This window comes from Sinorhizobium sp. RAC02, assembly GCF_001713395.1.
Taxonomy (GTDB): Bacteria; Pseudomonadota; Alphaproteobacteria; order Rhizobiales; family Rhizobiaceae; genus Shinella.
Genome location: NZ_CP016450.1, coordinates 4,067,485 through 4,089,399 on the forward strand (window position 1 = coordinate 4,067,485; position 21,915 = coordinate 4,089,399).

26 protein-coding genes and 1 other RNA gene are annotated in these 21,915 nt (G+C 61.7%); 18 read left to right on the forward strand and 9 right to left on the reverse strand.

What is annotated here, in order from left to right; translation table 11 throughout:
• Positions 1-36: 36 nt before the first annotated feature.
• Positions 37-192 (forward strand): hypothetical protein, encoded by a 156-nt coding sequence (locus tag BSY16_RS32480; protein ID WP_171902434.1) that lies wholly within the window; start codon positions 37-39, stop codon positions 190-192.
• Between the two features lie 293 nt (positions 193-485).
• Here the strand turns inward: BSY16_RS32480 and BSY16_RS19405 are convergent, their stop codons facing one another.
• The 3 genes from BSY16_RS19405 to tkt all read right to left on the reverse strand — a co-directional run bounded on the left by BSY16_RS19405 (position 486) and on the right by tkt (position 4,818).
• Positions 486-1,685 carry a phosphoglycerate kinase gene (locus BSY16_RS19405; protein WP_069061197.1) on the reverse strand — a complete coding sequence of 400 codons (1,200 nt, stop codon included), beginning with the start codon at positions 1,683-1,685 and terminating at the stop codon, positions 486-488.
• A 77-nt stretch (positions 1,686-1,762) separates the two neighbouring features.
• Positions 1,763-2,764 (reverse strand): type I glyceraldehyde-3-phosphate dehydrogenase, encoded by a 1,002-nt coding sequence (gene gap / locus BSY16_RS19410; RefSeq protein WP_069061198.1) that lies wholly within the window; start codon positions 2,762-2,764, stop codon positions 1,763-1,765.
• A gap of 71 nt (positions 2,765-2,835) precedes the next feature.
• Positions 2,836-4,818, reverse strand: a complete 1,983-nt coding sequence (gene tkt / locus BSY16_RS19415) for a transketolase (protein WP_069061199.1) — start codon at positions 4,816-4,818, stop codon at positions 2,836-2,838.
• Between the two features lie 329 nt (positions 4,819-5,147).
• On the opposite strand from tkt, the gene BSY16_RS19420 reads away from it, so the two are divergent.
• From BSY16_RS19420 to BSY16_RS19435, 4 genes are all read left to right on the forward strand, one after another.
• A complete protein-coding gene (locus BSY16_RS19420; RefSeq protein ID WP_069061200.1) occupies positions 5,148-5,420 on the forward strand; it encodes a DUF4164 domain-containing protein in 273 nt (90 codons plus the stop codon).
• A 97-nt stretch (positions 5,421-5,517) separates the two neighbouring features.
• The gene (locus BSY16_RS19425; protein WP_069061201.1) at positions 5,518-5,889 is read left to right on the forward strand and encodes a cell division protein ZapA; all 372 of its coding nucleotides are present in this window, start codon (positions 5,518-5,520) and stop codon (positions 5,887-5,889) included.
• Between the two features lie 50 nt (positions 5,890-5,939).
• Positions 5,940-6,097, forward strand: a non-coding RNA gene (gene ssrS / locus BSY16_RS19430) — 6S RNA.
• A gap of 88 nt (positions 6,098-6,185) precedes the next feature.
• Positions 6,186-6,491 carry a DUF6538 domain-containing protein gene (locus BSY16_RS19435; protein ID WP_069061202.1) on the forward strand — a complete coding sequence of 102 codons (306 nt, stop codon included), beginning with the start codon at positions 6,186-6,188 and terminating at the stop codon, positions 6,489-6,491.
• A gap of 361 nt (positions 6,492-6,852) precedes the next feature.
• Here the strand turns inward: BSY16_RS19435 and BSY16_RS32485 are convergent, their stop codons facing one another.
• The 3 genes from BSY16_RS32485 to tal form a co-directional block, all read right to left on the reverse strand.
• A complete protein-coding gene (locus BSY16_RS32485; RefSeq protein WP_171902435.1) occupies positions 6,853-6,990 on the reverse strand; it encodes a hypothetical protein in 138 nt (45 codons plus the stop codon).
• Positions 6,991-8,513: 1,523 nt separating this feature from the next.
• Positions 8,514-8,912, reverse strand: a complete 399-nt coding sequence (locus BSY16_RS19445) for a hypothetical protein (protein ID WP_069061204.1) — start codon at positions 8,910-8,912, stop codon at positions 8,514-8,516.
• A gap of 156 nt (positions 8,913-9,068) precedes the next feature.
• The gene (tal, locus tag BSY16_RS19450; RefSeq protein WP_069061205.1) at positions 9,069-10,031 is read right to left on the reverse strand and encodes a transaldolase; all 963 of its coding nucleotides are present in this window, start codon (positions 10,029-10,031) and stop codon (positions 9,069-9,071) included.
• A gap of 289 nt (positions 10,032-10,320) precedes the next feature.
• On the opposite strand from tal, the gene BSY16_RS19455 reads away from it, so the two are divergent.
• Positions 10,321-11,307 carry a sugar-binding transcriptional regulator gene (locus BSY16_RS19455; RefSeq protein WP_069061633.1) on the forward strand — a complete coding sequence of 329 codons (987 nt, stop codon included), beginning with the start codon at positions 10,321-10,323 and terminating at the stop codon, positions 11,305-11,307.
• Between the two features lie 3 nt (positions 11,308-11,310).
• On the opposite strand, the gene BSY16_RS19460 is transcribed toward BSY16_RS19455, so the two are convergent.
• The gene (locus BSY16_RS19460) at positions 11,311-11,535 is read right to left on the reverse strand and encodes a LuxR C-terminal-related transcriptional regulator (protein ID WP_069061206.1); all 225 of its coding nucleotides are present in this window, start codon (positions 11,533-11,535) and stop codon (positions 11,311-11,313) included.
• A 219-nt stretch (positions 11,536-11,754) separates the two neighbouring features.
• On the opposite strand from BSY16_RS19460, the gene BSY16_RS19465 reads away from it, so the two are divergent.
• Both BSY16_RS19465 and BSY16_RS19470 read left to right on the forward strand, forming a co-directional pair.
• Positions 11,755-12,339, forward strand: a complete 585-nt coding sequence (locus BSY16_RS19465) for a 5-formyltetrahydrofolate cyclo-ligase (protein ID WP_069061207.1) — start codon at positions 11,755-11,757, stop codon at positions 12,337-12,339.
• 9 nt (positions 12,340-12,348) lie between these two features.
• Complete coding sequence (locus tag BSY16_RS19470; RefSeq protein WP_069061208.1) at positions 12,349-13,173, forward strand: TIGR00282 family metallophosphoesterase; 825 nt, start codon at positions 12,349-12,351, stop codon at positions 13,171-13,173.
• A 37-nt stretch (positions 13,174-13,210) separates the two neighbouring features.
• Here the strand turns inward: BSY16_RS19470 and BSY16_RS19475 are convergent, their stop codons facing one another.
• Complete coding sequence (locus BSY16_RS19475) at positions 13,211-13,747, reverse strand: pyridoxamine 5'-phosphate oxidase family protein (RefSeq protein WP_069061209.1); 537 nt, start codon at positions 13,745-13,747, stop codon at positions 13,211-13,213.
• A 173-nt stretch (positions 13,748-13,920) separates the two neighbouring features.
• Here BSY16_RS19475 and BSY16_RS19480 point away from each other — a divergent pair, with 173 nt between their 5' ends.
• The 3 genes from BSY16_RS19480 to BSY16_RS19490 all read left to right on the forward strand — a co-directional run bounded on the left by BSY16_RS19480 (position 13,921) and on the right by BSY16_RS19490 (position 16,183).
• Positions 13,921-14,757: an MBL fold metallo-hydrolase gene (locus BSY16_RS19480; RefSeq protein ID WP_150130004.1), complete on the forward strand. Its 837-nt coding sequence runs from the start codon at positions 13,921-13,923 to the stop codon at positions 14,755-14,757.
• Between the two features lie 15 nt (positions 14,758-14,772).
• Positions 14,773-15,267 carry a hypothetical protein gene (locus BSY16_RS19485; RefSeq protein ID WP_150130005.1) on the forward strand — a complete coding sequence of 165 codons (495 nt, stop codon included), beginning with the start codon at positions 14,773-14,775 and terminating at the stop codon, positions 15,265-15,267.
• 169 nt (positions 15,268-15,436) lie between these two features.
• Positions 15,437-16,183, forward strand: a complete 747-nt coding sequence (locus BSY16_RS19490) for a YebC/PmpR family DNA-binding transcriptional regulator (RefSeq protein ID WP_069061211.1) — start codon at positions 15,437-15,439, stop codon at positions 16,181-16,183.
• 152 nt (positions 16,184-16,335) lie between these two features.
• On the opposite strand, the gene BSY16_RS19495 is transcribed toward BSY16_RS19490, so the two are convergent.
• Positions 16,336-17,337 (reverse strand): LLM class flavin-dependent oxidoreductase, encoded by a 1,002-nt coding sequence (locus tag BSY16_RS19495; RefSeq protein WP_069061212.1) that lies wholly within the window; start codon positions 17,335-17,337, stop codon positions 16,336-16,338.
• Positions 17,338-17,508: 171 nt separating this feature from the next.
• Here BSY16_RS19495 and ruvC point away from each other — a divergent pair, with 171 nt between their 5' ends.
• From ruvC to ybgC, 7 genes are all read left to right on the forward strand, one after another.
• Positions 17,509-18,021 carry a crossover junction endodeoxyribonuclease RuvC gene (ruvC, locus tag BSY16_RS19500; RefSeq protein ID WP_069061213.1) on the forward strand — a complete coding sequence of 171 codons (513 nt, stop codon included), beginning with the start codon at positions 17,509-17,511 and terminating at the stop codon, positions 18,019-18,021.
• Positions 18,022-18,076: 55 nt separating this feature from the next.
• Positions 18,077-18,337: an AbrB/MazE/SpoVT family DNA-binding domain-containing protein gene (locus BSY16_RS19505; RefSeq protein ID WP_069061214.1), complete on the forward strand. Its 261-nt coding sequence runs from the start codon at positions 18,077-18,079 to the stop codon at positions 18,335-18,337.
• A complete protein-coding gene (locus BSY16_RS19510; protein WP_069061215.1) occupies positions 18,318-18,734 on the forward strand; it encodes a type II toxin-antitoxin system VapC family toxin in 417 nt (138 codons plus the stop codon). Before BSY16_RS19505 ends, BSY16_RS19510 begins: the two co-directional genes overlap by 20 nt.
• 11 nt (positions 18,735-18,745) lie before the next feature.
• Positions 18,746-19,363: a Holliday junction branch migration protein RuvA gene (gene ruvA, locus BSY16_RS19515; protein WP_069061216.1), complete on the forward strand. Its 618-nt coding sequence runs from the start codon at positions 18,746-18,748 to the stop codon at positions 19,361-19,363.
• 40 nt (positions 19,364-19,403) lie between these two features.
• Positions 19,404-20,444, forward strand: a complete 1,041-nt coding sequence (gene ruvB, locus BSY16_RS19520) for a Holliday junction branch migration DNA helicase RuvB (RefSeq protein ID WP_069061217.1) — start codon at positions 19,404-19,406, stop codon at positions 20,442-20,444.
• A gap of 1 nt (position 20,445) precedes the next feature.
• Entirely contained in the window at positions 20,446-21,348 is a 903-nt protein-coding gene (locus tag BSY16_RS19525; protein WP_069061218.1) for a metallophosphoesterase, read from the forward strand.
• A gap of 66 nt (positions 21,349-21,414) precedes the next feature.
• Complete coding sequence (gene ybgC / locus BSY16_RS19530) at positions 21,415-21,885, forward strand: tol-pal system-associated acyl-CoA thioesterase (protein WP_069061219.1); 471 nt, start codon at positions 21,415-21,417, stop codon at positions 21,883-21,885.
• Positions 21,886-21,915: the final 30 nt, after the last annotated feature.

Here is a 21,915-nt window from a genome sequence, read left to right on the forward strand (position 1 = left end):
TCTCGGGTATGACAGGAAGGGCGGAGAAAGGCCGCCATGTCGAAAATTCTTCCAGCACTTCTCCTTGCCGTCATGCTGCTGCATCTCATCCGGCCCGTCGGCCTGCCGGGGCTGAAGCGGCGTGCGGATTTCTGGAAGATCGCCGTGGTCGCCATCGTGCTGATGATGCTGACGGTGCTTATCAGGCCCTGAAACGCAGAAGGCCACCCGAAGGTGGCCTAGGCTGTTGGCAGGTGCCGCAAACTCCAAAACGCAAAAGGGCCACCCGAAGGTGACCCCCATGAGGTTTGGTCCGGCGTGGACCCGGGCCTTTGGGCCCGCAGGAAGGTGGGGTCAGAACGAGGGCTGCCTCGTTTCATTCACCACAATTCCCATGCCCGAAGCCAAGACCGAAATCTCATTAGACATTGGATCACCTTCCTTTCTGTTCGTTGATACTGATCAGAAATGTAGGCGATCCGTGGCCGGACGCAAGTCCTTTTGTATTATTTCTGCTGGTGCAGGATTTCGACGCCCGGCAGTGGCTTGCCTTCCATCCATTCCAGGAACGCGCCACCGGCGGTCGAGACATAGGAGAAATCGTCCGCAACGCCGGCATGGTTGAGGGCTGCAACCGTGTCGCCGCCACCGGCGACGGAGACCAGTTTGCCTTCCTTGGTGCGGGCGGCGGCATGCTTGGCAGCCGACACCGTGGCCGTGTCGAAGGGGGCGATTTCGAAGGCGCCGAGCGGGCCGTTCCAGACGAGGGTCGTGGCGCGCGAGATCCAGGCGTTGACCGCCTCGATCGTCTTCGGGCCGACGTCGAGCATCATCGCGTCAGCCGGGATGGCGTTGACGTCGACCACTTCGTTTTCGGCATTCGCCTTGAATTCGCGGGCGACGACGCCGTCTTCCGGCAGCACGATGGCGCAGGCGGCAGTCGCCGCCTCGATCATGATCTGCTTGGCGGTGTCGGCAAGATCATGCTCGCAGAGCGACTTGCCGACATTGGTGCCGCGGGCGGCGAGGAAAGTGTTCGCCATGCCGCCGCCGATGACCAGCGCGTCGACGCGCTTCACGAGGTTCATCAAAAGGTCGATCTTGGTGGAGACCTTGGCGCCGCCGACGATCGCGACGACGGGGCGAACCGGGTTGCCGAGGCCTTTTTCCAGGGCTTCAAGCTCGGCCTGCATGGTGCGGCCGGCATAGGCGGGCAGGAGGTGGGCAAGGCCTTCGGTCGAGGCATGGGCGCGGTGCGCGGCGGAAAAGGCGTCGTTGACATAGATGTCGCCATTGGCGGCAAGTGCTGCGGTGAAATCCGGGTTGTTCTTCTCTTCGCCCTTGTGGAAGCGGGTGTTTTCGAGAAGCAGGATATCGCCATCCTGCAGGGGGGCGATGGCGGCCGCAGCCGGCTCGCCGATGCAGTCGGAGGCAAAGTGTACTTTCTTGCCCAGGACCTCGTTCACGGCGGGAAGAATCTGCTCCAGCGACATGTCGGCGACGACGGCGCCCTGTGGGCGGCCGAAATGGGCAAGCAGGATGACCTTGGCGCCCTTCTTCGACAGTTCAAGAATGGTCGGGGCGACGCGCTCGATGCGGGTTGCGTCCGTCACCTTGCCGTCCTTGACCGGCACGTTGAGATCGACGCGGACGAGCACGCGCTTGCCGGTGATGTCGGTGAGGTTGTCGAGGGTCTTGAAGGTCATGGCGCGGCTCCGAAAGTCTGGTGTCTGGTCAAGAAAAAACACCCGGACATCGCTGCCCGGGTGTTTCGCATTTTTGCTTAGATCAGCTTGCCGAGGGCAACAGCCGTGTCGGACATGCGGTTCGAGAAGCCCCATTCGTTGTCGTACCAGGACAGGATGCGAACGAGGTTGCCGTCGAGAACCTTGGTCTGGTCGGCAGCGAAGTTCGAGGAGTGGCTGTCGTGGTTGAAGTCGATCGAGACGAGCGGGCCCGTGACGTAGTCGAGGATGCCCTTGAGTTCGCCTTCGGCGGCGGCCTTGATAGCAGCGTTGACTTCGTCGGCCGTGACATTGCGCGACGGCACGAACTTCAGGTCGACGACCGAGACGTTCGGGGTCGGAACGCGGATAGCCGAACCGTCGAGCTTGCCGGCGAGTTGCGGCAGCACGAGGCCGACGGCCTTGGCAGCGCCCGTCGAGGTCGGGATCATGGACAGGGCTGCGGCGCGGGCGCGGTACAGGTCCTTGTGCATGGTGTCGAGCGTCGGCTGGTCACCCGTGTAGGAGTGGATCGTGGTCATGTAGCCCTTCTCGATGCCGAAGGCCTTGTCGAGAATGTAGGCGACCGGCGCCAGGCAGTTCGTCGTGCACGACGCGTTCGAGATGACCAGGTCGTCCTTGGTCAGCGTGTTGTGGTTGACGCCGAAGACGATCGTCTTGTCGGCATTGTCGCACGGTGCGGAGACGATGACGCGCTTGGAGCCGTTGGCGAGATGGGCGCCAGCCTTTTCCTTCGTCGTGAACAGGCCGGTGCATTCGAGCGCGATATCGACATCGCTCCACGGCAGTTCCTTGGGGTCGCGGATAGCGGTGACGCGGATCGGGCCGCGGCCGACGTCGATCGTGTCGCCGGAAACGGTGACGGTGCCGGGGAACTTGCCGTGGACGGAATCGTAGCGAACGAGATGCGCGTTGGTCTCGACCGGGCCGAGGTCGTTGACCGCGACGACTTCGATGTCGGTGCGACCGGACTCGACGATGGCGCGGAGCACGTTACGGCCGATGCGGCCAAAACCGTTGATGGCAACTTTCACAGTCATGTGGGGTCTCTCCCTATGGATAATCTCTAGGCGACGTCAGGGCGCGACGGGAGGCCGCGCCCGACAGACAATCAGGCGAGCTTGGCTTCCGCCGCGGCGACGACAGCTTCCGGCGTGATGCCAAAATGCTTGTAGAGTTCCTTGTAGGGACCCGAGGCGCCGAAGGAGGACATGCCGACGAAGATGCCGTCCGAACCGATGAAGTGATCCCAGCCCTGGCGGATGCCGGCTTCGACGGCGATCTTGACCGGCGAATTGCCGATGACGGCCTGCTGGTAGGCTTCCGGCTGCTCGGCGAAGAGCTCGACGCAGGGAACGGAAACCACGCGGGTCGAGATGCCCTTGGCCGACAGCGCCTGCTGGGCCTTCACCGCGATCTCGATTTCCGAGCCGGAGGCGAAGATCGTGACCTTGGCGTCGCTTGCCGAGACGAGGTCGTAGGCACCACGCGCCGAAAGGTTTTCTTCCTCGTATTCCAGGCGCACCGGCATCAGGTTCTGGCGGGTGAGCGCAATCGCCGACGGGCGGTTATGGCTCTCGAGCGCCAGCTGCCAGCACTCCGCCGTTTCCGTGGCGTCGGCCGGGCGGAAGACGAGCAGGTTCGGGATGGCGCGCAGCGCCGCCATGTGCTCGACCGGCTGGTGCGTCGGGCCGTCTTCACCAAGACCGATGGAATCGTGCGTCAGGACGTGGATGACGCGGATGCCCATGAGCGCAGCGAGGCGGATCGATGGACGGCAATAGTCCGAGAAGATCAGGAAGCCGCCGGAGTAGGGGATGAGGCCGCCATGCAGCGCCATGCCGTTCATGGCGGCAGCCATGCCGTGCTCGCGAACACCGTAGTGGATGTAACGACCCGAGAAGTCGGTCGGCGTGATCGACTTGGTCTGGCTCGTCTTGGTGTTGTTCGAGCCGGTCAGGTCGGCCGAGCCGCCGATCGTTTCGAGCAGCACGCCGTTGATGACTTCCAGCGCGTCCTCGGAGGCCTTGCGGGTCGCCGGGTTCGGCTTGGTTTCGGCAAGTTTCTTCTTGTAGGCGGAGATGGCCGAATCCAGGCCGCTTTCGAGATCACCGGCGAAGCGGCGAACGAACTGTGCCTTCTTCTCGGCTTCCGTCTTTTCGAGGCGGGCGTCCCATTCCTTGTGGGCCTTGGTGGAGCGAAGACCGGCGAGGCGCCAGGCGTCGAGCACGTCGGACGGTACCACGAAGGCTTCCGATTCCCAGTTCAGCGCCTTGCGGGTGGCGGCGATTTCTTCCGCACCGAGCGGCGAACCGTGCACCTTGTGCGTGCCGGCCTTGTTCGGCGCGCCGAAACCGATCGTCGTCTTGCAGGCGATCAGGGTCGGCTTGTCGGATTTCTGGGCTTCTTCGATGGCGGCAGCGATCGCTTCCGGATCATGACCGTCGACGGCGATGGTGTGCCAGTGCGAGGCGCGGAAGCGGGCGTGCTGGTCAGTCGAGTCGGCAATCGAGATCGGGCCGTCGATCGAGATGTTGTTGTCGTCCCAGAACACGATCAGCTTGTTGAGCTTCAGGTGGCCGGCGAGCGAGAGTGCTTCCTGGCTGATACCCTCCATGAGGCAGCCGTCACCCACGATGGCGTAGGTGTAATGCTCCATCAGGTCGGCGCCGAACTCGTCGCGCAGCTTGCGCTCGGCAATCGCCATGCCGACGGCATTGGCAATGCCCTGTCCGAGCGGACCGGTGGTCGTCTCGATGCCGGCGGCGTGGCCGTATTCCGGGTGACCCGCGGTGCGCGCGCCGAGCTGGCGGAAATTCTTGATCTCGTCGATCGTGATGTCCTCGTAGCCCGTCAGATAGAGCAGCGAGTAGAGGAGCATCGAGCCGTGGCCGGCCGACAGCACGAAGCGGTCGCGGTTCGGCCAGGACGGCGTCTTCGGATCGAAGGAGAGAAAGCGGGTGAAAAGAACCGTTGCGATGTCTGCTGCGCCCATGGGCAGGCCGGGGTGACCGGAGTTCGCCTTTTCCACGGCATCCATGGAAAGGAAGCGAATTGCGTTCGCCATCCGGTCGTGTTTTTCGCGAGAGATCATGACTGTTCCGTATTCTTCGGAGTGTTGGGCCCGATGCCTTTTGGAGCATCGGTTAGGAAGCGGGAGACACATAGCAGGTGCGCCGTCGGAGTCAACGAATTCGGCCGTTTTTCCGGCCTTTGCGGGCCAATTCCGGCCGCTTTTTTAGTGTTTTCTACCCCGTGCGGCCGGTCGATTTCACAACCGATTTAAGCGCTGATCCACAGCGGCTTTCCGGCGCCTGGCGGCCTGCTGTTGACGCTGCCGCCCGCAGTTGAATACTGTCAAGGCGAGAGAACCGGCGTTGGCGGCGGCGATTCGCGTATTTTGAGAGTGCCGGTGAAGGCTTTATGACGAACGGGGAAACAGTCAGGGCGGCGATCGAGGAGCTGCGCAGAGCGATCAGCACCCTCGACAATGCGCTCGACATGCGCTTTGACCGCGAGCGTGACCATGGCGAGGTTGAGGGCGAGGTTCGTCGCGTCAACACCGACCGGTCGCGGCTTGCCCAGGAACTGGATCAATCCGAATTCCGCGCCAACCGTCTGGAGGAGGTCAACCGCGAGGTCTCTCGGCGGCTTGTCACGGCCATGGAAACGATCCGGGCCGTGCTCGACCGTTAGAGCAATTCCAGAAAAGTGCGGGCTACGTGGTTTTTCGTCCGAATTGCGTCAAACCAGAGCGTCAACCGCCCGCTTTCCCGCAATCAGGATATTTCGCATGGCACAGGTAACCGTACAGATCGATGGCAAGGCCTATCGCATGGCCTGCGAGGAGGGGCAGGAGGCGCATCTTGAAGAGCTTGCCGCCGGCTTCGATCGGTATGTCGTGCACCTGAAAGAGCAATTCGGCGAGATCGGCGATCTTCGGCTTACCGTCATGGCCGGCATCATGGTGATGGACGAGCTGAACGAGGCCAACCGCCGCCTGACCAAGCTGGAAAAGGAAGCCGAGGAGCTGCGCAAGGGGCGGGAAGGCGTGATCGACGAGGTTGCCAAGAGCGAGGATGTGATCGCCCAGGCGCTTGGCGAGCTGACCAGCCAGATCCAGGGCATGGCGGCAAAACTTTCCGGCAAGCCGCCGGTCAACTGAACCTTAGGATTGCCACTGGCGAAGACGCCGGTTTCATCCTATATATCGGATGCGGTCTGCGCTTCTCGACAGGAACCACAATCCCTGGGGCCATACTCGATCCAAAGGGAGCTGTCCCTGACCTGGCCCGTGGGCTGGGTCACACGGTGCCCACCTACGTTTGTAGGCACCCAGGATCGTAAATCTCCATCGGTTGCGCGGATCGTACTTTTTTCCCTTAGATTTCAATGATTTCGACTGAACACTAGACTTTGACACCGATTTTCACACCGGTGTCAAAATTGACTGGTCGAAACATGGCAAATCAGTACCGTCTTTATCAGCACCCGAACGGCTACTTTTATCATCGGGTCAAAGTCCCCTCCGACATTCATTTGATTTACGGCAAGCGAATTGAGCAACGGTCTCTCGGTACGCGTGATTTCCGGGAAGCACTTCGCCGCCTGCCCGCCATCGTCGTTGAGGTTGACCGCCTTTTCTCCGCTCTTCGGCTAGAGCATGCGGAGCGGCTAATAGGTGACGCAGGGGATGCGGGCGAAACGAAGCCGGTCGCGATTAATTTAAAGAGAGTCGCGGGGCATTTGCCCGGGCGATTGAATTAGAAAGGCGAGTGCTTCCGGTCGCGAACTGAGTCAACCGACCGTTCGACATGTCAAAGTTAATAGTGGCAATGGGACAACGAGCGTATCTTTCGCGGATAGGCATCATTTGAGCGCACCATAGCATTCATAAAAGCGCTCATGTTTTCGCCGTGAAGGAGACTTCTATGCGCTCCACTCAATTTGAGCCTGAAGAGTTGAATTCTGTGAAACTAATATACGATGATATCGTGGCGCAGGGCTGGTTTGACACAAGCGAGGACGCGCGCTCGTCGTTTGCTCGGTATCTAATCGACACCTATTCCATGGGTCATATTGAGCCGACACGGTTCCGTAAAATCGTGGAATTCTCAGCACGGGCCCATTACAGCCGTTCGAGATAAATCCACATCCGGGGGTGGATGCAGGGACTCGGTGTCGTGATGATGCCGGGTCCCTTTTCGTACCATTGTCGGGACGCGCCAAGCGCTACGCGGATGGCGAGATACGCAAAGTTGCTCATACATCACCTCATCGGACATCGGTTGCAAAACACCCTACGAAATACATTGAATTGCAATCGGTATAGCTGATTAGACGTACGGTACTGTACTCCCTCCAAATGGGGTAAAACGGTACAAAAGTTCGTGAATTGGACTGTAAATGTTCCGTGTTTCACGTTGAGGTTTAGCGAAATCGAATGTACTCGCTCAGCTTTGTTCTTCCATGCACGACAAATACTAGTCGCGATGCGTCAAGGGCGTAGGTTCGATCATAGTCGGTGCTATCTAATGCTTGTCGCCGACAATCTCGATTTTAACTCACTCGATATGACTATGCCGTCATCCTTGTCCATTGAGTAGTAAATGCTAATGTTCTGTCGCAGTCGGCATGCCCCTGATTACCCCTGTAGCTCGACTGTGAGAAGGACCCGGCTCCGCTAAGCCGGGTCCTTTTCGTTCGACACACGCTAATATAAGCGTCTAATATAAGCGTATGGTTGTGCCACCGGTTGCCGATCCAACGGGCGCGACCATGAGAGCTTGACATCTTTCGCCCCAATTTTACGAGGCGAAGCTATGTCGCGTAGGTCTGTTGTCCTTTTCGCAGAAAACAAGGAGTGGTCGGTCATCGTCATTGAAGACGGTGGCGAGTCCCGTCATCCCTTCCGATTTCACAAGCACGCAGCCAGTTTTGCTGATGGGCAGCGCATGCGGCTCGGTTTCTCGCATATCGATTTCGCGGCGTGCGGTAACGCAAATGTGCCGGTCGCAGCAAGATAGTTTAACAGGTCCAAATGGGGGACACCTGCAAGCGGCGGCATTGTTTTGAGTAGCTGCCGCTTGCTCTTCCCGCTCAAAACCTTGGGGTCGAACCGTTGCGCGGAAACTCAGTCGTGATTTTCGTGGAGAATGGAGATTGGATCGTCGCTGTTTCAGACCCGCACGGCGAAACCCGGCATTCGTTTCGTACACGCGGCTACGCGTCTGATTTTGCTGATCGACAGCGCATGAGGCTCAAGCTGCCGAAGCATGGCGAACGGCCGAAGAGCGATGATGTTTCAAGAGTCGTACTGGTTCAGGATCAGCCACCAAGCGAATCTTGAGATAAACGCGATTGAATATTCAGCCGGAGGTGCAGAAGTACTCCGGCGCGCAAAAAGCGCGATCGTTTTCGACAGGGCATAGTTCGCTTTAGCCGGGCGCGGGATATAGACGCAATGTGAGCATCCCCTTTGTATTCGAGAAGGGGCGTCATTTGCCGCCATTTCAAAGCGACATTCGTGAGGGTCGGCTGATAAGCCCACGCGCAATAACATCTGCCGAACAGGCGATCATCAGCGCGATTGGCGGTTGAAATTTTGACACCGCCTGTGACGCTACTCGAATTGGATGAGTCGCAAGTCGAGGTTATCTTAGAGGCAAAGAGCGTGCGAAAATTTCAGAAGGAAGTGATATTTCTTCTGTGAATTCAGATGGTTGCGATACTCGCCCCAAAGGGAGCTGTCCCTGACCTGGCCCGTGGGCTGGGTCACACGGTGCCCACCTACGTTTGTAGGCACCCAGGATCGTAAATCTCCATCGGTTGCGCGGATCGTCCGCGCGCGGGTTCGATGCGCATCAACATGAGCAGTTCGTCAACGTCATTGCGGCGAAGCTTGATATCGAAGCTCTTGCCGGCATAGGTCTTGCGCGTCCCCCGCTTCCAGAAGCCGGCACCGCCAGCCGTCTTGCTGTCCCCGGTCTCGGCAATGGCCGTCCAATCGTTGTTTGCGATGATCTGCAGCGTGGACCCGGTCTGGCGAATGGTGACGCGGCAGGTTGAGCACTCGCCCGCATTGGAGGAGACCTGCTGCCATTCGCCGTGGAAGGTGTCTTCGGCTGCCGCCGGTGCCGCAAGGCCCGCCATGCAAAGCAGGATGACTGCTGCCAGAAAACGCCTCATGCCGGAATCCCCTCTTGCTGTGCCTCGCTATAATCTAGGCGTGCATCGGTGGCATCGCGAGCCCCGCCTCAACAATTGCTGGCGCTATGGTTAAGGGCCAAAACAAAACGGCCGCCCCGAAGGGCGGCCGTTGTGATTCATACCGGTTAGCAAGCCTTACGCGGCGGCCTTCAGTTCCTTGTCGATCATGGCACGCAGGCTGCCAAGATCCTTGGCGAAGGCGCGGATGCCTTCGGAGAGCTTTTCGGTCGCCATGGCGTCTTCGTTCAGCATCCAGCGGAAGGTCTTTTCGTCGATCTTGATCGGCGAGACCTTGGCGGCCTTTTCCGGCGAAAGCTTGCGCTCCAGCGTGCCTTCTGCGGCGTCGAGTTCTTCAAGCAGCGCCGGGCTGATGGTCAGGCGGTCGCAGCCGGCAAGGGCTTCGATTTCGCCGGTGTTGCGGAAGGAGGCGCCCATGACGATCGTGTTGATGCCGTTGGACTTGTAGTAGTCGTAGATCGCGCGGACCGAGAGAACGCCCGGATCTTCTTCCGCCGAAAACGTCTTGCCGCTCGCCTTGACGTGCCAGTCGAGGATGCGGCCGACGAAGGGCGAGATGAGGAAGGCGCCGGCATCGGCGCAGGCGATGGCCTGGGCCTTGTTGAAGAGCAGCGTCAGGTTGCAGTCGATGCCGTCCTTCTGGAGCACTTCCGCAGCGCGGATGCCTTCCCAGGTGGAGGCGAGCTTGATGAGGATGCGGTCGCGGGTAATGCCGCGCGCTTCATAGGCCTTGATGATCTCGCGGCCCTTGGCGATCGAGGCTTGCGTGTCGAAGGACAGGTCGGCATCGACTTCCGTCGAGACGCGGCCCGGAACGAGTTCGGAGAGCGCTGCGCCGACGGAGATGGCGAGGCGATCGGCAACAGCCGAGACGACGCCGTCGTGGTTGCCGCCCTGGGACTGGCCCCAGCGGATGGCCTCGTTGACGGTGTCAGCAAACATCGGTGTGCCGAGGGCCTTCAGGACGATCGTCGGATTGGTGGTGCAATCGACCGGCTTCAGGCGGCGCACGGCTTCGATGTCGCCGGTGTCTGCCACGACGGTGGTCATCGCGCGGAGTTGTTCAAGCTTGGACGTCATGTCGATATCCCGAAATGGTTGTTGCTGGGCTGGTTTCCCGAGAGAAATGCCAAGCCCTCCTCCATGTTCCTGTGAAAGCGCGCTCGACGACTGTGCTTCCTGTTTCAGTCGCCGCGCGTGCCGGCACAACCAATCTGCCGACGGAAGGCCGCCAGCCGATATGTCATGAACTATCGTCGCTTCCTTGGGCGAAAGTCAAGCACTTTTGCTCAATCGTCTGGACATATGTCGCATTTTCCAATTCGTGTGTTAAGGTGGTGCAGAACGATTGCAGACAGATGGAGGCGACGTGACAAGGCTCCGGCGCGACACACACACGGCCTATTCGGAATCGGCCGCCCTTCGGCTCAGGGCCGCCTGGCTCTATTACAACCAGGGTCTCACCCAGAAGGACGTGGCGGAAAAGATCGGCGTCAGCCGCAGTACCGTCATCCGCATGCTCGACGAGGCGCTGAAGCGTTCCGAGGTGCAGATCTGGATCAACGAGGGTGTCGGCGACTGCGTCGAACTCGCCGTGCGGCTTGAGAAGGCCTACGGTTTGGACGAGGCCGTGGTGGTGCCGGCGGCGGCAAGCGCGGAGGCGACGGCGAAGGGCGTGGGGCTGGCGCTTGGCCAGTTCCTGACCGAGGCGATCCCGGACGATTGCACCATCGGCGTTGGCTGGGGGCGCACATTGACCGCCTCGCTCGCCAGCTTCCGCCCGGCTCGGCGGGAGCGCGTCAAGGTCGTCTCGCTGCTCGGCGGCGTGGTCGAGGCGCATCATATCAACCCCATCGAATATACCTGGCGGCTGGCGAGCCAGCTCGGCGCGGAATGTTACCTGTTCCTCGCGCCGCTGCTCGTCGATTCGCGGGAAACCAAACGCAGCCTGATCGAGAAATGCGGCCTGAAGACACTGTTCGAACTGGCGGAGAACATGGATATCGCGGTGGTGAGCTGTGGCGATATCGGGCCGCGTGCAAGCTCCCTGTCGCGCGATTTCATTGCCCGGCATGAGCTGGAGGAACTGATCGAGGCCGGCTGCGTCTGCGATACGATGTGCAATTTCCTCGATGCCGAAGGACGCACGATCGATCATCCGATCCGTCACCGCGTCATGTCGATCGACCTCGAAACGGTGAGCAAGGCGCGCCATATCGTGCTGGTTTCCGGCGGCGCACACCGGGCGCCGGCCATTCGCGCCACCATCCGTCGCGTCGGCTGCAACACGCTGATCACCGACGAGGGCGCCGCACAGGCCATGCTGCGACTGGCGGAAACCTCAGCCGCTGCCTGACGGCTAAAGCAGGTCGAGGCGAATGGCGCGGGTGATCGCGCCCGTAATGTTGCGGGTGCCGAGCTTTTCGATCGCGCTGCGCATGGCCTCAGTCACGCGCGGCATCGCAATGTCGGTTTCGAGCACGATATCGGCCGGTGTCTTGCCGTTGGCGGCAAGTTCGAGACACCGTCTTTCGATTTCGGTTAGCTCGGGGAGGCGGGAAAGATCATTTTCCGAGGACGTCATGCGCCCCGCTTAAAGACAGACGTGCGCCGCGGAAAGCGCAAGCCATTCCAATGCTTAACGGGACAAGGCGGCTTTTCACCACTTTGTCCCGTTATGGGACAGGTTCCGTTCTCTCCAGCGACCTGATTTCCTGCGACGCCGCGTCATCGCAAAAAGATGGAGATTTGCCTTCAGGCGCTGCTAGCTGGTAAGCCACGCGCGAAAAGGCAGGAGACGGACGTGACATCCAAGGAACAGAAGGCGGCGATTCGCAATGAGCGGCTGGCGCTGCGCGATGCGATGATGCCGGAGGCGCGCATCGAGGGCAGCCTGGCCATGGTCGACCATGCCGGCGACCGCCTCGACTTCGAGCCTGGCACTGTGATTTCCGGTTTCTGGCCGATCCGCTCGGAGGCGGATATTCGCCCGCTTCTGGCCCATCTTCGCACGCGCGGCGCGCGGCTGTGCCTGCCGGTCGTGCTCGACCGTGAAACGATCGTCTTCCGCGAACTGGTTGTCGGTGCGCCTGTGGTCAAGACCGGATTCGGCACGACCGGGCCGGGGCCGGAGGCTGCCGTGCTCGATCCCGATATCCTGCTCGTACCGCTGTCGGCCTTCGACCGGGCAGGCCACCGCATCGGCTATGGTGCCGGCCATTACGACCGGGCGATCGACCGCCTGAAGGCGAAAGGTCATGCGCCAAAACTGATCGGCATTGCGTTCGACTGCCAGGAAGTGGCATCAGTACCCGCGGAACCGCACGACGTCCCCCTGGACGCGATCCTCACCGAGAGCGGCTTCCGTTTGTTCCAGCAGGTTTTGTAAGGCAGTTCGATGCGTTTTCTTTTTCTGGGCGATATGGTGGGCAAGACCGGGCGGACGGCCGTCTGGCAGCGCCTGCCGGGGCTGATCAGCGATTTCAAGCTGGATTTCGTCGTCGTCAACGGGGAGAACGCGGCCGGCGGCTTCGGCATCACGGAAGAGATCTTCCTCGAAACGGTCAATGCCGGTGCCGACGTGGTGACGACAGGCAACCACGTCTGGGACCAGAAGGAAGCCGTGACGTTTGCAGGCCGGCACGACCAGTTCCTGCGCCCAGCCAACTATCCCGCCGGCACGCCCGGCCGTGGCGCGAACCTCTTCATGGCCAAAAACGGTGCACGCGTTCTGGTCGCCAACATCATGGGCCGCGTCTTCATGCACCCGGAGCTCGACGACCCCTTCAAAGCCGGCGAAACGATCCTCGCCTCCTGCCCGCTCGGCGAGCAGGCGGACGCGATCATCTTCGATTTCCACGCCGAGGCGACCAGCGAGAAGCAGTGCTTCGGCCACTTCGTCGATGGCCGCGCGAGTGTCGTGGTCGGCACGCACACCCATGTGCCGACGGCCGATTGCCAGATCCTGAACGGCGGCACGGGTTACATGTCGGATGCCGGCATGTGCGGGGATTATGATTCCTCGCTCGGCATGGAGAAGGAAGAGCCGCTCAACCGCTTTATCTCCAAAATGCCGAAGAGCCGCTTCGAAGCGGCCTCCGGGCCGGCGACGATCTGCGGGCTGGCGGTCGAAATCTCCGACCGCACGGGGCTTGCCGAGAAGATCGCACCGCTTCGCCTCGGTCCGCGGCTGGCCGAAACGGTGCCGGATTTCTGGCGCTGATCTCAAGCGATACCAGCGAATTGCGGTAAGAAGCGCCTCAGATCATGTGGCGCAGGTGATCGGCCGAGCCGCCGGTGAAGGTCAGGTGCGCCTTGACGCCGACATCCGGTTCCTCGTCCGGATTGAAGTTCGCCTTGGCGATCTCCCAGCCGAATTTCAGCTTGCTGCCGGTCGAGGCCCAGACTTCGGCGTCTTCCATTTCCAGCGCCAGCATGGTGAGTTTCGGATCGTTCTTGCCATGGTCGAACCAGGCCTCGACGACTGAGCTCCAGTACTCGTCGACCTTGAGCGGGTCGCGGCGCACGGAAATCCGTCCGGCAATGCACGCATGGTAGTCGTGGTCTTTGCCGACAACGCAGAAATGCGCTCGGGAGCCAGGTATGGTGGCCTCGACGATCTCGGCATCCGTCTTGGTGAAGAACCAGATCGTCGCCGTCTGGCGGTCGAGTTGCGGCGCCATCGGCTGCATATGCATGTGGCTGCCCTCGACGCCGAGCATGCCGGCATGGATCCTGTCGATCTCGTCAAAGAGCTGTTCTTTCGGGTTTTCGCGGGCCCGGGTAAGATTGGACATGGCTATACCTCTTCACGTTCGATTGCGTGCAGAGGAAACGTGCCGCCGTGGAGAAGGTTCCCGGAGAAGCCCGGCGGGCGGTCAAACGATTGTGATCGCGGTGGGGCGTCGGAAATCTCGACCCATCCGGCTTGCTGGCGCATAGTCGCGCCGACCAATGAACGGAGCCGCTGATGCCGCATCTCCTGCTCATTCCGCTTTTGCTTGCCGCTCTTGTTTTCGTTGCCACGCCGCGGCCATCGCTAGCGCAAGCCGAGGCGCCGGTCAGCCAGTGCCAGATGATCGCAAGGTCGCTTCCTTCCGTCACCTTCGCCAGCTTTTCCGCGACGACACCGTTGCGGGTCCAGGCCAGGGCGAACGAGGAGGTGCGCATCACCTATGTCGGCCACTCGACCTTCTTCATCGAAACGCCGGCGGGCGTGAAAATCGCCACTGACTATAACGGCTGGTTCAAGCCGCCGGCGCTGCCGACCGTGGTGACGATGAACAAGGCCCATTCCAGCCATTACACGATGACCCCGGAGCCCGGTATCGAATATGTGCTTCATGGCTGGCAGGACGGTTCGGAGAAGGGCGCGGACCACGATGTCGTGGTGGGTGATACCTATATCCGCAATGTGCCGACCGACATCCGCAACTGGGGCGGATCGATGGAGCCGAACGGCAACTCCATCTTCATCTTCGAAGTCGCCGGCCTTTGCATCGGCCATCTCGGCCACCTGCATCATGAACTGACGGAAAAACAATATGCCGAGATCGGTCGGCTCGATGTGCTGATGGTGCCGGTGGATGGCGGGCTCACCATGGGTGCGGAGAGCATGAGCCGCGTCGTGCAGCGCCTGCGTTCCTCGCTCATCCTGCCCATGCATCGCCGCGGGCCGCCGATCAGCCAGTTCCTCTCGATGTTCGGCACCGGCTTCGACGCGGTGACCGATGAGGACGCGACGATCACCGTTTCCATCCGCAGCTTGCCGAAGCGGCCGACGATTCATATTCTCTCCGGCGTCTGATGCCGGAGTTTCTTGATGCGTTTCTTCCTTGTCGTGCCTGTCCTGCTGCTCTCGTCCGGCCTTGCTTTCGCGAGCGGCGCGCCGACGCCGGGCGGTCCCGCGGTCGAATCCGGCCAGCCGCGTGAGACGGTGACGCAACCCGTGGAAAAGGTGCCGACCCGTTCCTTCGGCCTGGCTGAGCGGTTCGTCATGCCGTCCGGCAATATCGGCTGCACCTATATTCCGGAAGGCGGCACCGAGGTGTATCAGCCTGCCGATGGCGGCCCGGAACTCTCCTGTGACCGGGTCGAGCCGAAATATCTGCGTGCGACGCTCGGGCGGAGCGGCAAGGCCGTGGTGAGAACGAATGTCGGCAACCAGGGCTGCTGCGGTGCCGAGAAAACTGTCGACTATGGCGAAACCTGGTCGGCCGGCCCCTTCACCTGCTATTCGGAGCGCACGGGCCTGACCTGCGAGCGCAGCGACGGCCACTCCTTCCTGCTGAGCCGCGCGCGCGTTCGGGCGGACTGAAATCCACCCGCCGCTTTGTTTGCAGGACTGCTGGACGTCCGGCGGCAATGAAATTATAAGGCGGCATTTCGAAAATCGGGGCGTAAGGCCGGCGCATCACCGCGGCGGGGGCTCCGGCACAGTGACCGGCGACCGGACGTGGGCGCCAAGAAAACGAGACAGGGGTGCCATGGCAGGCCATTCACAGTTCAAGAATATCATGCACCGCAAGGGAAAACAGGATTCCGTGCGGTCGAAAATGTTCTCCAAGCTTGCGCGCGAAATCACGGTTGCGGCAAAGACCGGTCTGCCCGACCCGTCGATGAACGCCCGCCTGCGCCTGGCGATCCAGAACGCCAAGGCACAGTCCATGCCGAAGGACAATATCGAGCGTGCCGTCAAGAAGGCATCCGGCGTCGATGGTGAGAACTACGAGGAAGTCCGCTACGAGGGCTACGGCCCGGGCGGCGTCGCCGTCATCGTCGAGGCGCTGACCGACAACCGCAACCGCACCGCGTCCGTTGTCCGCTCGACCTTTTCGAAGGCTGGCGGTGCGCTCGGCGAAACCGGTTCGGTCTCGTTCTCCTTCGACCGCGTCGGCGAAATCACCTACAAGCTCTCCGTCGGTGACGCCGATGCCGTCATGGAAGCCGCCATCGATGCCGGCGCCGAGGACGTTACGACGGACGAGGATGGCCACACGATCATCTGCGGCTTCGAGGATATCGGCGAGGTTTCCAAGGCGCTGGAAGGCAAGCTCGGCGAAGCCGAGACGGTCAAGGCGATCTGGAAGGCCCAGAACACCGTGCCGGTCGACGAGGACAAGGCGCAGTCGCTGATGAAGCTCATCGACACGCTGGAAGACGATGATGACGTGCAGAACGTCTACTCGAACTTCGAAGTGTCCGACGAAGTCATGGCCAAGCTTTCGGCCTGATCAAATAGACCTATCCTCCACCCGTTGTCATCCTCGGGCTTGACCCGAGGATCCCCGCGGCAGTGCGACACGGATGGTCGGGTCAAGCCCGACCATGACGACAGAGAGGTTCATCGAAAAGGCCGGATGCCGCATGGCACCGGCCTTTTCGTTCAGGCGGCGAGCGAAAGTTCCTGCTGCGCCCCGGCGAAGAGCCGGACGGATTTCAATCGCGCATCCATATCGTAGATCGGCATGGAGACGATCAGTTCGTCGGCCTTGGTGATCGACAGGAAATCGGCGATCTGGCGCTTGATCTTCTCCGGCCCGCCGACCACCGCATATTGCAGCGTGTGCTCGACATTGATGCGCTCCCCTTCGCTCCAGTGCGGATCCATGTCGTCGACCGGTGCCGGGAAAGCACCCGGCGTACCGCGGCGCAGGCGCACGAAGGATTGCTGCATCGAGGTGAAGAGATAGTCGGCCTGCGCATCCGTATCGGCGGCAGCACCCATCACGCCGACCATGGCATGCGGCTTGTCGAGATATTGCGACGGCTCGAAGCGTTCGCGGTAGATTTCCAGCGCCGACAGCAGCATGTCCGGCGCGAAATGCGAGGCGAAGGCGAAGGGCAGGCCGAGCATGCCGGCAAGGTGCGCCGAATAATGGCTGGAGCCGAGCAGCCAGACCGGCACGTTGCTGCCCGCACCGGGGATCGCGACGACCTGTTGTTGCGGGGTTGTCGGTCCCATGAACTGCATGAGTTCCACGACATCCTGCGGAAAATTGTTGGCGGCGCTGTCTAGGTTGCGACGAAGCGCCTGGGCAGTCCGCATGTCGGTGCCGGGCGCGCGGCCAAGCCCGAGGTCGATGCGATCCGGGAAGAGGGCGGCGAGCGTGCCGAATTGCTCGGCGATGACGAGCGGCGAATGGTTCGGCAGCATGATGCCGCCGGAGCCGACACGGATCTTTTCCGTGCCCGCCGCGACGTGTTGGATGACGAGCGAGGTGGCGGCGCTGGCAATGCCGCGCATGCCGTGGTGCTCGGCCAGCCAGAAGCGCTTGTAGCCGTAGGCTTCGGCTTCCTGCGCCAGTCGGCGGGAGTTTTCGAGCGATTGGGCGACGGTGCCGCCTTCGATGACCGGGGAAAGATCGAGGATGGAGAAGGGCACCATAGGAGCGGCCTCTTTGTAAGGGAATTTGATCGTCCTCCCATGTAGGTTCAGTTCCGTGAAATCCAAGCGATCGCTTCCAGGTTTTCGCGGGCGCCTTTGCAAAAGCCTGAATGTTTTTGTTTTGTTCACATTTCACTGGCAGGGTCACCCCGACAAGATTAGGGTTTCAGCATGCACGAAATGATTCGCATCATCGGTATCGATCCCGGCCTTCGCCGTACCGGCTGGGGCGTCATCGAGACGCTAGGAAATTCCCTGCGCTTCGTCGCCTCCGGCACCGTGACGTCCGATGGCGACGCGGATCTCGCATCCCGCCTCTGCCAGTTGTACGACGGACTTTCCGAGATCATTCACAGCCATCAGCCGCATGAGGCGGCCGTCGAGCAGACCTTCGTCAACAAGGATGCCGTGGCGACGCTGAAGCTCGGCCAGGCCCGCGGCATTGCCATGCTTGTGCCGGCGCGGGCGGGCCTGCGTGTCGCCGAATATGCGCCGAACGCGGTCAAGAAGGCCGTCATCGGCGTCGGCCATGGCGAGAAGCAGCAGATCCACATGATGTTGAAGGTGCTGATGCCGAAGGCCACCTTCACCGGCAACGACGCCGCCGATGCGCTCGCCATCGCCATCTGCCACGCCCACAACCGGCAGGGCCTCTCCGGCCGCCTGGCCAAGCTTGTCGGCTGATTTGTTCTTGACTTGTTCCGGTCTGGTCGATAAGTAATACCACAGAGGTATTACCATGCGTGTGACGGAAAAAGGCCAGGTGACGATCCCGAAACCCATCCGCGACCGGCTCGATATTGAGCCGGGCTCGGAGGTTGATTTCGTCGTCTCCGAAGGCGGGGTGATGCTCGTCAAGGTCGGCGATGGCAAACCCGCCTTCGAGGATTTTGATGCCTGGGCCGACAGCGTCAAGGGAACATGGGATCTGGACGGCATGACCCCAGACGAATATTTCGAATGGCTGCGGGGGCCGCGCGATGACCTCGACCGTCGTTGATACGAATGTCCTCATCGACATGCTCGGGCCGGACCGGGCGGAGCGGGTCTGGTCGCTGACCGCGCTGAAGCGCTGTGCGGAAGAGGGCGAACTGGTTCTCCATTCTGTCGTCTGGTCAGAGCTGGCGGCCTCGCCGCTCAGCGAATTGGAGCTGAACCTCGCGTTCGGTTGGCTGCGCATGCGGCGGGAGCCTCTTTCCTACGAGGCGGCCTTTGCGGCGGGCAAGGCACACTACGCCTATCGCCGGGCGGGTGGGATGCGTGAGCGAACGCTTCCCGATTTCCTCGTCGGCGCACACGCCCAGATACGCGCTCATCGGCTGCTGACACGCGATGCCGCGCGCTACCGAACCTATTTCCCCACGCTCGATATCATTTCCCCCGAAACCCATTCCTGACGGACCATCCCATGATCGGCAAACTCAAAGGCACAATCGACGAGATCGGCGACGACTATGTGGTCCTCGACGTGCACGGCGTCGGCTATGTTGCCCATTGCTCGGCGCGCACGCTTGGCAGGCTCGGTTCGGCCGGCGAGGCGGCGGTGTTGTTCATCGAAACCTATGTGCGCGAGGACCAGTTCAAGCTGTTCGGCTTCCTGACGGCGCTGGAACGGGAGTGGTTTCGCCTGTTGCAGAGCGTGCAGGGTGTGGGCTCCAAGGTGGCACTCGGCGTGCTCTCGACGTTGACGCCGGGCGAACTCGCCAATGCCATCGCGCTGCAGGACAAGACGGTGGTGTCGCGTGCACCGGGCGTCGGGCCGAAGGTCGCGGTGCGGATCGTCACCGAACTGCGCAACAAGGCGCCGGCTTTCGCTGGTGAGGCATCCGCCTCGATCGGGTTCAAGCAGGAGCTGGGAGAAGGGGTGGCCTCTGCACCCGTTTCCGATGCCGTGTCCGCGCTGACCAATCTCGGTTATTCACGCGACCAGGCGGCCAATGCGGTCGCCGCGGCGCTGAAGAACGGCGGGGAGGGCGGCGACAGCGCCAAGCTGATCCGCCTCGGCCTCAAGGAATTGTCGCGGTGATGCGGTTGCCTTCCGCCGTGGACAATGGGATTAGGGCGCGATGAGCGACGAGAACGGACTGCTTTCGCCGGAAAAACGCGGCGAGGACATCGACACCGCCCTGCGGCCCCAGACGCTGGACGACTTTACCGGCCAGGCGGAGGCGCGCGCCAACCTCAAGATCTTCATCGAGGCGGCGAAGAACCGCGGGGAAGCGCTCGACCATGTGCTCTTTGTCGGCCCGCCCGGCCTCGGCAAGACGACGCTCGCGCAGATCATGGCGAAGGAACTCGGCGTCAATTTCCGCTCGACCTCCGGCCCGGTCATCGCCAAGGCGGGCGACCTTGCGGCGCTGCTGACCAATCTCGAAGAACGCGACGTGCTCTTCATCGACGAAATCCACCGCCTCAACCCGGCCGTCGAGGAAATCCTCTATCCGGCGATGGAGGATTTTCAGCTCGATTTGATCATCGGCGAAGGCCCGGCCGCGCGCTCGGTGAAGATCGACCTGTCGAAATTTACCCTCGTCGCAGCAACCACGCGCCTAGGCCTGCTGACCACGCCATTGCGCGACCGTTTCGGTATCCCGGTTCGCTTGAATTTCTACACCGTCGAGGAGCTGGAATCGATCGTGCGCCGCGGCGCGCGGCTGATGGGGCTCGGCATCACCGAAGATGGCGCGCACGAGATCGCGCGTCGTGCGCGCGGCACGCCGCGCATCGCCGGCCGTCTGCTGCGCCGGGTGCGCGATTTTGCCGAAGTGGCGCGGGCGGAGGCGGTAACTCGGGTCATCGCCGATGACGCGCTGACGCGGCTGCTCGTCGACAATATGGGGCTGGATCAGCTTGACCGGCGTTATCTGTCGATGATTGCGCACAATTTCGGCGGCGGGCCGGTGGGCATCGAGACGATCGCCGCGGGCCTTTCGGAGCCGCGCGATGCGATCGAGGACATTATCGAGCCCTACATGATCCAGCAGGGTTTCATCCAGCGCACGCCGCGCGGCCGTGTTTTGACCGTAAATGCCTGGAAACATATGGGCCTCACGCCGCCGAAAGATCTCGAGGCGTCACAGTTCAGGCTGTTTACCGAGGACGACTGATGTGCTGACCAGGCGCGGGATGCTCAAGACCTTCGGTGGATTGTTTGCCGCGGGTTTTGCATCCTCCGCCTATGCCGTCGGTATCGAACCGCTGATGCGTTTGCGCACGACGACCTACCGCATCACGCCACCCGGCTGGCCGGAGGGCCAGAAACTCCGGATCGTGGCGCTTGCCGACATTCACGCCTGCGAACCTTGGATGACCGCGCGCCGCATCGGCGATATCTGCCGCTATGCCAACGATCTCGGCGGTGACATGATCGTATTGCTCGGCGATTACATTTCCAGCATGCGCGCCGTGTGGCGCCAGGTGCCGCCGGAGATGTGGGCTGCGGAATTGTCGGTCCTTCATGCGCCGCTCGGCGTCCATGCCATCCTCGGAAACCATGACTGGTGGGACGACCTGGACGCGCAGGCGGCCGGTGGCGGCGAGACGGTCAGCCATCGCGAGCTGCGAAAGGCGGGGATCGCCATCTATTCCAACCGTGCGGCGCGGATCGAGGCGGCGACGGGCGCCTTCTGGCTTGCCGGCCTCGAAGACCAGCTTGCGCTGCGCCCCGGCCGCCAATGGAACCGCTTTGGTTATATCGGGCTGGACGACCTGCCGGGCACGCTGGCACAGGTGACGGATGATGCGCCGCTCCTCCTGCTCGCGCATGAGCCGGACATCTTTCCCCGCGTGCCACCGCGGGTGTCTCTGACGTTGTCGGGGCATACCCATGGTGGGCAGGTGCGGCTGCTCGGCTATTCGCCCATGGTGCCATCGGCGTATGGCAATCGCTTCGCCTATGGTCATGTGATCGAGGAGGGTCGGCATCTGTGCGTTTCGGGCGGGCTTGGCTGTTCGATCGCGCCGGTACGTTTCGGCTCGCCGCCGGAAATCATGGTCGTTGACCTCGGCTGACCCTCTCGTCTTGCAATTGTCGGCGCTTTGAGGGAGAGAGGCGGAAACTGTAAGCCGGATTCGACCATGACGGACGTCAACCATCATCTCTCGGGCGAACTGACCGAAGCGGGCCATCGGCTCGTGCAGCGGGTCTATTACGAGGACACCGATTTTTCCGGCGTCGTCTATCATGCCCGCTATCTGCATTTCCTCGAGCGCGGGCGGACGGATTACCTGCGGTTGCTCGGCGTCGAGCAGGGCAGCCTCGTTCTGGAAGAGGACCGCGAAGGCCTCGTCTTCGTCGTGCACCGCATGGAGATCGACTTCAAGTCACCGGCGCGCATGGACGATATCCTGACGATCCTGACCTCCACGGAAAAGGCCGGCGGGGCGAAGATGATCCTCAACCAGGAAATCCGGCGCGGAGAACAGCTTTTGATTGCCGCTCGCGTCATCATCGCGGTTATCAATTCCGCAGGGCGGCCACGTCGCCTGCCGGAAGGTCTGGCGGCGCGTTTTCTTGCCAAGACGCAAGAAACTTTGGGCGCGCATTAGCAGTAACACTCCCTTAACCATAATGATGTC

What these genes read in the sequence shown, in the direction of transcription:
- BSY16_RS19495 (WP_069061212.1), bottom strand. Translation starts at nt 17,337, where the DNA reads ATGGTGCCCTTCTCCATCCTCGATCTTTCCCCGGTCATCGAAGGCGGC.
- BSY16_RS19470 (WP_069061208.1), top strand. Translation starts at nt 12,349, where the DNA reads ATGCGTTTTCTTTTTCTGGGCGATATGGTGGGCAAGACCGGGCGGACG.
- BSY16_RS19505 (WP_069061214.1), top strand. Translation starts at nt 18,077, where the DNA reads ATGCGTGTGACGGAAAAAGGCCAGGTGACGATCCCGAAACCCATCCGC.
- BSY16_RS19460 (WP_069061206.1), bottom strand. Translation starts at nt 11,535, where the DNA reads ATGACGTCCTCGGAAAATGATCTTTCCCGCCTCCCCGAGCTAACCGAA.
- tkt (WP_069061199.1), bottom strand. Translation starts at nt 4,818, where the DNA reads ATGATCTCTCGCGAAAAACACGACCGGATGGCGAACGCAATTCGCTTC.
- BSY16_RS19475 (WP_069061209.1), bottom strand. Translation starts at nt 13,747, where the DNA reads ATGTCCAATCTTACCCGGGCCCGCGAAAACCCGAAAGAACAGCTCTTT.
- BSY16_RS19420 (WP_069061200.1), top strand. Translation starts at nt 5,148, where the DNA reads ATGACGAACGGGGAAACAGTCAGGGCGGCGATCGAGGAGCTGCGCAGA.
- ruvC (WP_069061213.1), top strand. Translation starts at nt 17,509, where the DNA reads ATGCACGAAATGATTCGCATCATCGGTATCGATCCCGGCCTTCGCCGT.
- BSY16_RS19490 (WP_069061211.1), top strand. Translation starts at nt 15,437, where the DNA reads ATGGCAGGCCATTCACAGTTCAAGAATATCATGCACCGCAAGGGAAAA.
- BSY16_RS19445 (WP_069061204.1), bottom strand. Translation starts at nt 8,912, where the DNA reads ATGAGGCGTTTTCTGGCAGCAGTCATCCTGCTTTGCATGGCGGGCCTT.
- BSY16_RS32480 (WP_171902434.1), top strand. Translation starts at nt 37, where the DNA reads ATGTCGAAAATTCTTCCAGCACTTCTCCTTGCCGTCATGCTGCTGCAT.
- BSY16_RS32485 (WP_171902435.1), bottom strand. Translation starts at nt 6,990, where the DNA reads ATGAGCAACTTTGCGTATCTCGCCATCCGCGTAGCGCTTGGCGCGTCC.
- BSY16_RS19510 (WP_069061215.1), top strand. Translation starts at nt 18,318, where the DNA reads ATGACCTCGACCGTCGTTGATACGAATGTCCTCATCGACATGCTCGGG.
- BSY16_RS19435 (WP_069061202.1), top strand. Translation starts at nt 6,186, where the DNA reads ATGGCAAATCAGTACCGTCTTTATCAGCACCCGAACGGCTACTTTTAT.
- BSY16_RS19485 (WP_150130005.1), top strand. Translation starts at nt 14,773, where the DNA reads ATGCGTTTCTTCCTTGTCGTGCCTGTCCTGCTGCTCTCGTCCGGCCTT.
- gap (WP_069061198.1), bottom strand. Translation starts at nt 2,764, where the DNA reads ATGACTGTGAAAGTTGCCATCAACGGTTTTGGCCGCATCGGCCGTAAC.
- BSY16_RS19405 (WP_069061197.1), bottom strand. Translation starts at nt 1,685, where the DNA reads ATGACCTTCAAGACCCTCGACAACCTCACCGACATCACCGGCAAGCGC.
- ybgC (WP_069061219.1), top strand. Translation starts at nt 21,415, where the DNA reads ATGACGGACGTCAACCATCATCTCTCGGGCGAACTGACCGAAGCGGGC.
- tal (WP_069061205.1), bottom strand. Translation starts at nt 10,031, where the DNA reads ATGACGTCCAAGCTTGAACAACTCCGCGCGATGACCACCGTCGTGGCA.
- BSY16_RS19425 (WP_069061201.1), top strand. Translation starts at nt 5,518, where the DNA reads ATGGCACAGGTAACCGTACAGATCGATGGCAAGGCCTATCGCATGGCC.
- ruvA (WP_069061216.1), top strand. Translation starts at nt 18,746, where the DNA reads ATGATCGGCAAACTCAAAGGCACAATCGACGAGATCGGCGACGACTAT.
- ruvB (WP_069061217.1), top strand. Translation starts at nt 19,404, where the DNA reads ATGAGCGACGAGAACGGACTGCTTTCGCCGGAAAAACGCGGCGAGGAC.
- BSY16_RS19480 (WP_150130004.1), top strand. Translation starts at nt 13,921, where the DNA reads ATGCCGCATCTCCTGCTCATTCCGCTTTTGCTTGCCGCTCTTGTTTTC.